At 33.3% G+C, this 14523-nt stretch carries 4 protein-coding genes; 2 read left to right on the top strand and 2 right to left on the bottom strand.

Features of this window, described 5'->3' with window-relative positions; all coding sequences use genetic code 11:
• The first annotated feature begins 127 nt into the window (after nucleotides 1–127).
• A complete protein-coding gene (dnaJ, locus tag ACKI2W_RS03680) occupies nucleotides 128–1270 on the top strand; it encodes a molecular chaperone DnaJ (RefSeq protein ID WP_407379347.1) in 1143 nt (380 codons plus the stop codon).
• Between the two features lie 51 nt (nucleotides 1271–1321).
• Complete coding sequence (locus tag ACKI2W_RS03675) at nucleotides 1322–1462, top strand: hypothetical protein (RefSeq protein WP_407379345.1); 141 nt, start codon at nucleotides 1322–1324, stop codon at nucleotides 1460–1462.
• A gap of 31 nt (nucleotides 1463–1493) precedes the next feature.
• On the opposite strand, the gene ACKI2W_RS03670 is transcribed toward ACKI2W_RS03675, so the two are convergent.
• A complete protein-coding gene (locus tag ACKI2W_RS03670) occupies nucleotides 1494–2936 on the bottom strand; it encodes an ATP-binding protein (protein WP_407379343.1) in 1443 nt (480 codons plus the stop codon).
• A 295-nt stretch (nucleotides 2937–3231) separates the two neighbouring features.
• Nucleotides 3232–14481: an Ig-like domain repeat protein gene (locus tag ACKI2W_RS03665; protein WP_407379341.1), complete on the bottom strand. Its 11250-nt coding sequence runs from the start codon at nucleotides 14479–14481 to the stop codon at nucleotides 3232–3234.
• Nucleotides 14482–14523 lie beyond the last annotated feature (42 nt).

Genomic DNA, 14523 nt, shown 5'->3' with positions numbered 1-14523 from the left:
ATTTATGAATAAATGTTTTATCTCAGGCGTAGGTAATCAGAATCAGAATCAATAAAGTAAACTAACGCGAGATGAAACATTTTATTTTTTTATCTAATTTTTTTTAATCAAATTTTAAGGTGAATAAATGGCAGACAAGCGAGATTACTATGAAGTCCTTGGGGTAGACAAATCTGCTGATGAAAAGGAAATCAAGAAAGCTTATCGTAAACTGGCTATGAAATACCACCCTGACGTAAGTGAAGAGGAAGGTTCCGAAGAGAAATTCAAGGAAATCAGTGAAGCTTACGCAGTGCTATCAGATGAAGAGAAACGTCAAAGGTACGATCAGTTCGGTCATGCAGGTATGGAAGGATTTACTGCTGAAGACTTCTATCAGAACGTTAACTTCGACGATATTTTCCAGGGCTTTGACATTGGCAATATCTTCGATTTATTCGGTTTTGGCGGAGGCGCACGTTCAAGAGGAAGAACAGGCCCACAAAGAGGTTCAGACATTTACACTGACGTTACAATTACTCTTGAAGAGGCATTCAACGGATGCGAAAAGGAAATCAAGGTTACAAGAAGCGAACTTTGCCCTACATGTAACGGTTCAAAATCAAAACCCGGCCATGACCCTAAAACCTGTCCAACATGTAACGGAACAGGTCAGATTAAGGAAGTCAGCAACACTTTTTTAGGCCAGATGGTTAATGTAAGGCCATGCCGTGAATGCGGCGGAACAGGAAAGATAATCACCGATCCGTGTGACGACTGTCACGGTAAGGGAAATATAAGAAAAACCAAAACAATCAAGCTCGAAATACCTGAAGGTGTAGATGAAGGAAATCATTTAAGGGTATCCGGTGAGGGTAACTGCGGAGATGCGGCAGGCCTTGAAGGAGACTTAATAGTTTCAGTCTACATTAAAGATAATAAACTCTTCGAAAGAGAAGGCGACCACCTGTACTATGAGCAGCAGATCAGTTTTCCGCAGGCCGCACTGGGTGACGTCATAAGCATACCAACAATCGAAGGCAAGGAAGTAGAGTTTAAGATAACTCCGGGAACACAAAGCGGAACAGTATTCAAATTAAGAGGTCAGGGAATGAACTCAGTAAGGCATTCCGCAAGAGGAAACCTCTACGTTACCGTAACAGTAGTAGTTCCTAAAAAATTAAATTCAAAACAGAAACAATTATTAACAGAATTTGCCGAAGTCAGCGGAGAAGAAATAAAACACGTTGAAAAAGGCTTGAAAGATAAATTCAAAGAAGTATTTAATTAGCTATTTTCCACATGTAGCTAATTATCCTCCTCTTTATATTAAGTGATAACCATGGCCAGACCAATAGAAGAAACACCAACATTATACGGAAAAGATGCTATAGACTTTTTAAATTCTTTAGACAAAGAATTAACCAAAAAAGAAGAAAAATATATTGAAGAAATGTTTTCACAAAGAAATGCTCCTTTTTAAATTGCATCCTTTATTATACAACTAATTCAATTTATCCAATTAATGAAAATGAAATCAGAGGAATATACAGAATATCATCCTTAAATTCTATATTGGAAGTTCTATTTGAAACCAATACTCCATAATCTGCACCATATCTGTTTTTTGCTCTTGTCAGCTGACTTTTGGTTTTTTTACCGACTCCCACCTCAATTGGAATAACATCATCAAACATTTTCACTATGAAATCGACTCCTTTCTTATTAGCATCATAGAATATGCCCAGTGAGTTGAAAGATTCATCGGCAAATCTCTTTAATGTAGATGCGACCATATTTTCAGCAAGCACAGCATAACATTTCTCATGATTCAAATCATATCTGCCTACGCGATAGTTAATGGCGGATTTAAGGCATGGTGTCAAAAAGAAATGCTGTTTAGGTTTATTGAGAATTTTGCCTGCAGATCCATATGCATTAATGCTAAAAATCAGTTGGGACTTTTCCAGAGCATCCAAAATATTATTAACTGTACGTATATTCAAATTAAGACTTTGGGCTAATGCAGAATTGGATGTGCTTCCCGGTTTTTTGGTTGCAAGATATGAAATCAGCCTCAAGATACTTTCATTGGAAACCTTATTGAATGATGCGAAATATCTCAAATCCTCCTGAACAATCCTTTCTATCAAATCATTGGTTAAACGATGTGTGTCCACTTCCGTCATTTTAATGGAAAATGGAAATGCACCTGAGTGCAGAAATTTCTTTAATATGATTTCAGGATCATTATTTAAATCCAGCAAATCCTTTTTAATTAAACTTTCACATTCGATTGCTTTTTCAATATTGCTTTCATCCATTTTCAATATGATATCCCTGAAATTATTTTTTGTTAAATTGAGATTATGATTTAAAAGCAGATATTCTGAAAAATTGCATGGAAACATCTGCTCTTTCATGATTCTTCTTGATGCATCAGTGTTGGTCTCCAAATTAAGGGCTGATGAACCGGTGAAAATCATGAATATGTTGAATGTTTTATCAAATAATAACTTGGCATAATCCGCCCAGCCCATATCCAATTGGGCCTCATCAACAAAGAGAAAAATCTTTTTGTTTAAATTAACTGCAGTTGTGCCGTGAATGTCCTCCAAATACAAATCAACAATATCCTTAATTGGGACATCATAGGAAATTTTCAAGTCATGAACATCGAGATAAAAGATATCTGACTTTGGAACATTTTTTTCTTTGGTGAGATACTCATATAACTGATATAAAACAGTTGTCTTGCCAACACCTCTTAAACCTGACATCATGAAAAAACGATTGTAATATTCACCATCAGTTACTATAAAATTATCAATATGATTTTTAAACTCGTTGAACTTCAAACGAGAATAATCAATATCTTTCAAATGATTTCTTGCCAATATTGGTGTTTCCCTTTGTTTTGCATGAATATAATTAATTAACTTCGTTTTTGATGTCATGATTTTATATTTAATATTCTTGATTTATAAACATTATGTAGTACACTACAATACTCTTTATAAATAAGCTATGCAGTACACTACAATATACGAATATTGAAAAAATCAGACGAAATTTCAATGCATTTTAATTGAATAGTCATACGATAAAACAATACATCAATCAGTAATCCATGCCAATATTTAATCAGTTATTTATAATAATTAATTGGCAGTTGAAAAAAAGTAAACTTAAATTATGTAATCTACATGTAAAAAAAGAAAAAGTGAGAAGTTAATTAAAACTTCTCTTAACCTAAGCGGTTACAGTTACCTTGTTAGCAGCTAATGCATAGCCGTAACTTGAGGTAATAATGTATTCGCCAGGCAGTAAATTAATGTTTAATCTAGCAATACCGTTACTGTCGGTTGTTCTGTTGTAGAATACACCATTGATGTTGAATCCGATACTTTGACCTGCGTAAGGGTTTCCTTGACCGTCAACTAATTTTGCTTCAAATGCGCCTGCTTCACCGAATTTTTTGGTGAAATTGCTTGCAGTTAAAACAGGAAGTACAGTAACGTTGTGTGCAACTTTACATCCTTTGTATTCAGCGGTGATTATGTAATCGCCAGGCTGCAAGTTGATGTTGAGTTTAACGTGTCCTGTTTCATTGGTTGTACGGTTGTAGAATACACCGTTGATGTTGTAGGAAATTATTTCACCTGCTTTAGCAGGGTTACCTTCATCATCCAATACTTTCAATACATATTGGGTGTCGTTGCGGAAGTATTTTACAAGATCATAATCTTCAACAAATCTGGATAACACAGTAATGTTATTGGTTTTAACCTCACCGGTAGCAGGGTTGGTTAAAGTAATTGTGTAGTTACCAGCAATCAAAGTAATAGCAATTGAAGCAGAACCGTTAGCATTTGTAGTTCTGGTATATACTGCACCGTTTACATCAAATGTAACACTAGCGTTAACCAAAGGATTGCCGTTTTCATCAAGGAATGTAGCGACAAATCTTTCAGGAGCCTTTTCAACTTTAGTCAAGTCTTCGGAAAGGATAGTTTCCTCAGGAGCAGGAACCTCAATAGTCTCGGTTGCATTTGCAGGTGCGTATTTCTTATCACCAGTGTAGGTAACGCTTACAGTGTGGTTACCAGGAGCTAATTCCGGCAATTCGAAAGCAGCAGTACCGTTTTCAACAGGAACATAGTAACCTGTACCGTCAACGTCAACAAGCATGTAACCGGTAGCGTCTTCAGGTAAATCAATGCTAATTTCATCATCTGATACGCTTACGTTAGCTTCAGAATCAACAGGAGTATCGTTTTTAGGAGCAGGAGGAACAGTTACAGCAACAGTAACATTAGCAGGAGCATAAATTTCATCACCAGAGTAAGTAACGATTGCCTGATATTCGCCTTCATCCAATCCGATAACTTCAACAGTAGCCTGACCGTTTTCGATTGACGCATAGTAACCTGTACCGTTAACATCAACTAAAACATTACCGGTAGCATTTTCAGCTAATTTTACAGTAATAGTAGTGTTTTGAGCAGTTGCGGTTAAGTTAGCATCTTCAGGAACAACTTCAGGAACAGTTACGGTTGTATTTGCAGTTGCAGGTGCATATTTATCATCACCGGAATAAGTAATTTCAACCGGATATTCACCAGGAGCTAAATCACTTAAGTCCAATTCGATTTCGTCATCTGCATCGAAGTAGTATTTTTTGTCTCCAACGCTTACAACAACATAACCTTCAGCATCTTCAGGAAGCTCAACAGATACATCACTGTCATTAACAGCAACAGTAACGTTAGCTTCTTCAGGAACAACTTCAGGAACAGTTACAGTCGTATTTGCAGTTGCAGGAGCATACTTATCATCACCGGAATAAGCAATCTCTACAGGATATTCACCAGGAGCAAGACCGCTTAAATCCAACTCAATATCATCACCAGCATTAAAGAAGTAATCAGTACCATTAACACTAACAACAACATAACCCTCAGCATCTTCAGGCAATTCAACAGATACATCACTGTCATTAACAGCAACAGTAACGTTAGCTTCTTCCGGAACAACTTCAGGAACAGTTACAGTAGTATTAGCAGTTGCAGGAGCATACTTATCATCACCGGAATAAGCAATCTCAACAGGATATTCACCAGGAGCAAGACCACTTAAATCCAACTCAATATCATCACCGGCATTAAAGAAGTAATCAGTACCGTTAACACTAACAACAACATAACCCTCAGCATCTTCAGGAAGCTCAACACTTACATCACTGTCATTAACAGCAACAGTAACGTTAGCTTCTTCTGGAATTACTTCAGGAACGGTTACTTCACCTGTTGTGGTGATTTCGTTGTAGTTGTCGTCTCCTGTGTATGTTACGGTTGCATTGTATGTACCAGGTTCTAAACCGATGATTTTAACATCTGCTTTACCGTCTTTTACAGGAGCGTAGAATCCTGTGCCGTTTACATCAACCAGCACATATCCGGTTGCATCTTCAGGCAATTCAACATCCACACCATCTTCAGTAGTGATGTTTAATTCTACATCAGCCTTATCAACAGTAAAGTCTAAAGTAGTTTCACTTTCTGCGTATTTAGCATCACCGGCATATGAGATTTCAGCGGTGTAGTCACCAGCTTCCAGGCCAGGAACAGTAAATACTGCTTTACCGTCTTTGATAGCTTCTGTGTAGATTCCGTCTTCAACTTTAATGGTTACGTTACCTGTAGCATCAGCAGGGACACTTACGGTTACTGTTACGTTTTCACCTTTTTTAGCTTCACTTGCTTCAGCACTTACATCGTAGTCGCTTACTTTAGATACTGTGAAGTTTTCACTTCCGGTTGATGGTTCGTAGTATAAATCACCGGCGTAGGTTACTTCAACCGTGTAGTTTCCGTAAGCTAAACCATCAACTGCAAATGTTGCAGATGAATCTTCAAGTTCTTTATCGTCAGTGTATTCGCCTATTTTAATTGATACTTTACCTGTAGCGTTAGCGACAGTCACAGTAATATTGGTTAAATCACCGACACAACCTTCCTCGATGTTAATTTCGATTTCGGATGGCAATCTTGTAAGAACTGATAGTGTGCCTTCAGTGGAGTTTGCTTCATAGTTGTCATCACCAGGATATCTTACAGTGAACGGATAGTCACCATAGACCAAACCAGGAATAGCAAATACTGCTTTACCTTCTTTGACAGCTTCAGTGTAAGTTTCATTGTTGATTTCAACAGTTACATTACCAGTAGCGTCATCAGGAAGAGTTACAGTAATTACAGCATCTTTTCCAACATCAGCAACAGGAGCTTCAATATCGAAAGTGTAATTGTCGGCTTTTGCAACACTGAAGTCTTTAGCAGCTTGTGATGTAGCATATTTGCCATCACCATCATATGTGATCTCAGCAGTGTGGTTGCCCGCATTCAAGTCAGGAATAGTGAATACTGCTTTTCCGTCTTTGATTGCTTCTGTGTAAATGCCTTCCTCAACTTTAACTGTTACGTTACCTGTAGCATCTGCAGGGACACTTACGGTTATTGTTACGTTTTCACCTTTTTTAGCTTCACTTGCAGTAGCGTCGATAGCATAGTCAGTGACTTTTTCAACTTTAAAGTCAACGGAAGCAGCGTTTTCATCGTATTTATCATCACCTGCATATGATATTTCAGCAGTGTAGTTGTCATAAGCTAAATCCTTAATAGTGAATTTGGCAACGCCTTCTTTGATAGCTTCACTGTAAGTGTCGTTTCCAATTTTGACTGTTACGTTTCCGGAAGCATCATCAGGAACAGTTACTTCAATGATTAAATCCTCACCGACTTTAATATCATCTGCTTTGGCATCAATTGCATACTCACTAACTTTTGAGATGGTAAAGTTTTCTTCTGCAGTATTCGGATTATAATTGTCGTCTCCGCCGTATGATACTTCAACAGTGTAGTCTTCAGCAGCCAAATCCTTGATTTCGAATTTTGCAACTGAATTGTTCAATTCTTTAGTATCGGTTTTGTTTGCGACTTTGATTGATACTTTACCGGTTGCGTTAGGAACGGTCACAGTAACGTTGGTTATTGTACCGACAGTTGCGTTTTCAACTTCAACTTTGATTTCAGATTCGAGTTTGGTAACTGAAATGTCTTTAGTCTCAGAAGCAGTTTCATGAGTAGCGTCACCGCCGTAAGTTACTTCAATAGTGTAGTTATCAGCAGCGAACTTGTCTGCGTTGAAAATTACAACAGTGTTGTTTAAATCCTTGGTTTCTGTGAATTCTCCGACTTTAACGGTGACATTACCTGTACCATCAACTTCAACCTTAATTAATAAATCGTCGCTTACAGTAATATTATCGGCAGTGATGAATATTACAGGAACAATCTTTTTAATAGTTAAGTTGGAAGTTCCGTTGGATGGGTTGTAGAACTCGGTTCCGTTGAATTTAAACTCGACAGTGTAGTTGTCAACATCCAATACATCTTTGATTTCAAAGCTTGCAACACCGCTAGTATCAGTAGTAGCATTGTATGTCTCATTGTTTACAGTTAGGAAAATAACGTTTCCGGCCTCTTTAACGCTTAAAGTTACGTTGATGACTAAATCATCACCATAGGTAATTTCAACGTCTTCAGCAGAAACAGTAGTGTTTGCTTTAACAATGTTTAATGTGAACTCTTGGTTATCTATTGTTAAGTTGACAGTACCGAAAGCATCTGGTAAAACAGTGAAAGACACTTCATTGCCGTTAATAATGTAGGAAGTGCTGTTTTGACCGTTTTCAAAGATAGCGCTCTCAGCAATAGCTCCAACAATACGGGCAGGAAGAGTAGCGTTTAGCTCAGATCCGTCATTGGATATGAATTTCACAGTGATAGTGTTATTTTCATTAATAACTAATTCACTTGGAGTTACATCAGCGACTACCCAATTGTCAAAGGTATTTGCTCCATAAATTAATACTGGAATATCAGCTGAAGTAATGTTTCTGCCCCACCAGTTATTGTTAAGAACCATCTTAGCATAATCATTTGATGTATAAACAACATATAAACAAGAATTATTTGCAAATACTGAATTGAAAATATTTAAAGTACCTGCATTTAATGTAAACATATTTCCAGTGCCGACATTATTTTCAAATATTGAATTTTCAACTAATGCTTCAGTATTTGTATAGAATAATTCTCTGGTGAAATTTTTAAATGAAGAATTATTAATATACAAGTTCTGAGCACCCATATACCAATTGTTTACAATATTTTCAAATTCTGAATTATTTATAATTAATTTTCCAGAAGAATACGGGCTACTTCCAGTTAAAGAATACGTTACAATATTTTTAAATGAACTATTATTAATTGTTAAAGATTTGTATTGATCCATAAATGAATTACCAACAGTGGAATCAAATACTGATACATTATTTAAAACAACATTACTCTGTGTGAAATAGGAAAAGTGGTAAACATTACTTATATTGTAAATATTCACATTTTCGAAATTAAGATTTTCAATATACATAAATGTGAATAATGTAACAGAAGTAGTTTCTCCTTTAATATCATGAATATCAATATTTTTAATATTCATTGTGAAATTATTAACATTTACAGAGTTACTTATAATAGATTTCGTAATATTGACAAATTCAACGATTCCAGTTTCATCAGGCAAACCAATAATTGAAAGAATTGAATTATCTGCTACATCTAATACTAAATTACAATTTAAATCACCAGTGTATTCACCAGGTTTCATATAAATAGTAGTGTTGATAGCATTGATATCTTTAAATGCTCTGGATAAAGTTAAATAAGGATTATCTTCAGAACCATCACCTAATTCATCATCACCTAAAACATCAACATAAATAATCTTTTCTTTAATTTGTTTCACATTTATTGTTGAGCTTAAGATAGTTAAATCCTCAGGATTTAAGATATTATTAATATAACCAGATAGGACATATGTACCTTCACCAGCGAATTTGAAATCGGAATCTATAGTTCCGTTTACAAGCCTCATATTTTTGAAATCAGAGCCGTTAAGAGTAATGTAAACTGTAGAACCTGAAATCAAATTACCATCAGCATCCATTAAAGTAGCATTTATATGTAAAACATTACCTTCAATATCAATAGTTTGATTTTCGTTGAACGTTAATATATATTTAGAACCATAGATTTTAGCGGAATCGGAACTAATATAAATGTAATTTCCATCAATTAATGCAGTATTATTAATTGCAGTATTATTTACAAATTCTACGTTACCACTAATAATATTTACAACTGCACCGCGATTAGCAACATTATTTTTAAATGTATTGTTAATAACTGTTGCAGAACCTTGTAAATAAAGTGTACCTACACTATAATTGTTAGAATCAAAGACATTATTTGTTATTACCAAACTCCTAGGAACATAATTACCATAAATAATGCCTCCATTAGAAGCATAATGATTTCCTGTGAAATTACATCCATCTATTGTCAAACGGACATTATTATTTGTATAAAATATGGTATTTGCAATGTTTGAAAATGTTGAATTTATAAATGTGGCTGTAGTCTGTCTAAGATTTATTGCAGTCCAAGTAGAATCCTTAAGTGTTGAATTAACCATATATAAAGTACCACCAGTAGTTTGTAATCTTCCTACAAAAGTGGAATTTACAATATATAATGTACTGGATGAATCAATGTTAGGCATGTTATTTTGATTGAAATATGAGTTATAAACATTGACTGTTCCAGAAGACTGAATTCCTCTTACTAAATCATAGAAATTACAATCATAAATATTTAAGGTTCCACCATTTAAATTAACAGGACCATAATTCTGATATAAACCACCAGTAATATTTAAATTAACGAGATTTACAACAGTATTGGCTCCAGATATTGTGAAAAGATAAGATTGGATAGGAGTTTCTTTATCCATAATTAAAACAACATCATCATCCTCACCTTTAATGGTTAAATTCATAATATTAGATATTGCTATGCCTTGAGCATAAGTATAATTACCACTTAGAATATGAATTGTTGGATTGACAGCTGAAACAACAGTCAATGCATGTTGAATTGTTGCGAATGGATGATCTCTGGAACCATTATTTTCATCATCACTACCATCAGTTGAAACCCAAACATCATTTAACACATCAGGATTATTGAATTTCAAAGTAGCTGTTTTAACTACATTATTTTCAGCATTTCCTAAAGTACCACTAAGTACATATTCACCATTCAATTTAATATCTACAGTTGTTGTAGCAATACCATCACCTAAACTGGCAGTAGCTACATTAATATCATTTAATGTGAATGAAATTTGAACACCTGATCCTGTGATAACATTTCCATTATCATCAGTTACAGTTACATTTAAATTAACTGATGAACCAGTAATTTCCTGTGTAGCATTGTCATTGAATGTTAAAATAACACCATCGACTGTTCCAGTAGTTAATACATAATTACCAAAATCATTTGCAAAAACGCTTTCTACTGTATTATTTTTTAGATATAAATATCTTTCATTATAGATAGCTCCACCCTCACAAGAAGAACAATTAATAAATTTAGAGTTTAAAACATATAATGAACCATAATTATAAATAGCTCCACCTACACCCCAATCAATTTCACAAGAGGAATTAATAAATGAAACATGATTTATAGTTAAATTACCCATATTATAAATAGAACCTGCACCATCTTCATCATAACCATTGGTGATATCTAAATCTTTTAAAACAACAATAGAATCAGAAGAAATACTATTAATAAATCTGCTTGATTTATTTAAATCAATTACAGTATTTTCACTACCAATAATTGTGAAAGTACCACCAGCAGTAGAAATTACTAAAGGACTTGAAATATTATAATTACCATCAGCTATATGGATTACATTATTATAAGCAAGAGCTTCATTAAATGCTTTTTCTATAGTCTTGAATGGATGAGCCTCAGAACCATCATTTTCATCACTACCACTATTGGAAACATATAAATCTTTATCCACTAAAGGAATAATGTTTAAAGTAGCAGTTTTGATTGTGAAATTAACTAAATAATCTGATTTTACAGAAACAATGTAAGTTCCGTTTAATAATTTTTTGTATTTTAAAGTGTAAACACCATCATTATTATATGTTGCTGAACCCACATTAGTTTCATTTAAATAAAAGTTCAGTGAATTTATTTTGACTAAATTACCCATATCATCATAGATTTTTGCAGATAAATCAACACCGAAAGATTCAATATCAATAGTTTTATTTTCTAAAACTTCTACAGTACCTGAAGAAGCAATGTAATTAGCATAACAGAAAACTCCATCATTTAAAAATGTATTGTTTTCTAAAAATACATTTGCATAAGCACTACTGTAAATTGGAGCATTATTAGTTATACCTGTACAGTTATCAAATATTGAATTTTTAATTTGCATTAAATAATTATTTGTACTGATACAACTTCGAGTGAAATTAATGAATTTTGAACCATCAACAATTAAGGTATGTCCATAATTAGCACTAATTGCTATATGGTTATTTCCATAAAATGTTGAGTTAATCACTTTACCATGACCATTATAATCAAGTTTATTATCATTGAATGTACAGGAATCAATGATAACTTTAGACTCTGAATTACCAGCATCATAAATAGTTGAACTGTATCCATTGTTATTTATAAAAGTACAGTTTGTTACATTTAAATTTCCGTCAACAGTTAATATACCATATGTATGACTACCCCATTGTGTAGCACCATTTGCAAAAATGACATTAGATATATTAACATTAGAGATTCTACCGACATAACAGAATCCAACATTATTTTGCATATCAAAAGTAACATCACCATCATAACCTACAATAGTGAGATTTTGACCATTAATTTCAACAAATTTGGTAATATTATAATTTCCCCCTTTTACATATACATTTCCGCTTAATGCATTATTTAAAGCAGCATCAAGAGCTTTATCCATAGTTTTGTAAGGATTATCTATTGAACCGTTACCAGATTCATCATCTCCTGTTTCAGCAACATAAACATCAATACTTTTTATTTGAGCAATATTTAATGTTGCTGTGCGAACAATACGGTTATCCGTACTTTGAATTGAAGAAGTGACAGTATAATTACCGTCTTCAAAGGCTCCTTTTGTTGTTGCAGAAGCAAAACCTTTATCAAAATCTGCTTGAGTTACATATTTACCATCAATATAGAATTGACATCTTGCACTAGTTTGGATTAGATTGCCCATATCATCTGTAATTGTAGCATTTAAAGGTATATTAATAGATTTAATGGAAATGGAAGAATTATCCAGTATAGTTACATAGTGAGTGCTTGTTATTTTATTCAATGCTAAGTTGAACCATTTTACAGGGGAACTTTCTGAAATAGTATTATTTTCCAGATATATATTATTATTCATATAAAGAAGATAACCCATAGATTCTGGAGTTAAATCAAAATAAGAATTTGTTATTCTAGTATTTGGATTATATAACTGGAACATATATTGATTACTCTTTTCTGTAGTGTTTATGAATTTATCATTATCAAAAGTTAATTCAACTTTAACCATATCATTCATATCCCTATAGATAGTTGGACAGTTAATAAATGTTGAATTTGATACAGTTAATTTATAATTAACATTATAACCTTTACCATAAATAACTGGTTGATCCCAAGTTCCATAAAATGAAGTAATGTTATTGTAATTGATATTATCTTTAAAAGTACAATTATTGATAATGGAAACTGAATCTGCAGCACCATCTATTTCAATACAATGAGGAATACCTGTTGCTGATTCACCACCCCATGTATTGTTTTCAAAACGACAATTGTTGCAATAAATATATTTAGCTTCAGAAGACTGAATGAATGGCAATCCTCTGTATGTTCCATCAAAATCACAGTCTTCAACTGATAAGCTTGACCTATAAACACGAATCATTCCACCATAATTTACTCCACCACCTTCACGATAAACTGTTGGATTAGTGAAACTTAAATTTTTCATTATAATTACTGTATTTTCACTAAATGAAAAAATAGGATAATCAGAACAACCCACATCTAAAATTGGTTTTGAATCACCATAACCAATAAATGTTAAACTACCTTCACCATCTTCATGATTTATGTCTACATTAAAAGTATAATCATTAAATTCATATTTTCCAGAAGCAATATAAATTTCAACATTTTGAAAACCGTTTGCTAATGCAATAGCTTCAGTAATTGATTGGAAAGGACTATCAATGCTACCATTACCTGAAACAGCAACACTATTGTTTACATAATATTTAACATCCTTATCTTTAGGAGGAACAGCATTTAAAGTAGCTGTTTTAACTGAAAAATTATTTAACCCATCAGATTTAGCAGATATAATATAAGTTCCATTTAATACTTTTTGATAATTTAATGTATAGTCAACATTTCCTTCATAATAAGCAGTGCCAGCATAAGTTTCATTTATATAGAAATCAACTGATTCTGGCCTTATTAAATTTCCATTATCATCATAAATTTTTGCAGATAAATCAACACCAAAACCTTCAAAATCTATAGTTTTATTGTTTAAAACTTCTATAACGCCTAAACAAGTAATAGAATTAGCAGCACATAAAAACCCATTACCGTCAAATGTATTGTTAGATAAAACTAAATCGCTGTTTACACTAACAGGAATCATGCTTTTACTACAATTATTAAAAATACAATTAGTTAACTCAACTGGACTCCATGAAAAAACACATGGTTGACTATTAAAATCTAAGAATTTAGATTTGTCAATTACAAGATTTCCATCAGCATAAATTGATTGACCACGGGTATTTCCATAAAATGTTGTATTATATATTAATCCACTACCATAAAAATCAATACCCTGATAGTCTATTCTTGCAGTATTATCCTTAAATAAAGAAGAATAAATTTTAGCAGTACCTCTAACAGCAGAAGAATAACCAGCATTATTGGTAAAAGTACAATTAATAATATTTAAATCTCCTGTTGAAGATACAATACCTCGATAATTCCAATACATTTGACTATATCCATTAGTGACAATAAGATTTGAAATGTTTACTTTAGAATTTGTACCGACAGATAAAAAATCATATTTTGATTGCATATCAAAGGTAACATCTCCGCCATAACCGATTAATGATAAACTACCTCCATCACCAGCATGGTTTAAAGTTATATCTGTACGACTTTCAACAAGATATTTACCGGATGCTATATAAATTTCGACATTCTGACTACTTTCTGCTTTTGAAATAGCATCATTAAGCTCCTTAAAAGGGCTATCGATACTACCATTACCAGAAGTAGTTACGCTATCATTAACATAATACTTAACAACATCAGCAGTACTGACAATATCACTATCTGATGTAACACTAATCACATCATCACCAGCGACGGCAATATCTGCATCATTTATATCTTCTGCATTGACACATGAAAGACATATAAACAAAACAGCAATTATAGCTAATGTTGTTAATATTTTGCTATAATT

Source organism: Methanobrevibacter sp., assembly GCF_045603845.1.
In the GTDB taxonomy this organism is placed as follows: Archaea; Methanobacteriota; Methanobacteria; order Methanobacteriales; family Methanobacteriaceae; genus Methanocatella.
The sequence above is the reverse complement of the archived record's forward strand: the minus strand, read 5'-3'. Positions and strand labels throughout refer to the sequence as shown.

Excerpts from the sequence above, each read along its gene's own strand:
- dnaJ (WP_407379347.1), top strand. The coding sequence starts at position 128 with ATGGCAGACAAGCGAGATTACTATGAAGTCCTTGGGGTAGACAAATCT.
- ACKI2W_RS03675 (WP_407379345.1), top strand. The coding sequence starts at position 1,322 with ATGGCCAGACCAATAGAAGAAACACCAACATTATACGGAAAAGATGCT.
- ACKI2W_RS03670 (WP_407379343.1), bottom strand. The coding sequence starts at position 2,936 with ATGACATCAAAAACGAAGTTAATTAATTATATTCATGCAAAACAAAGG.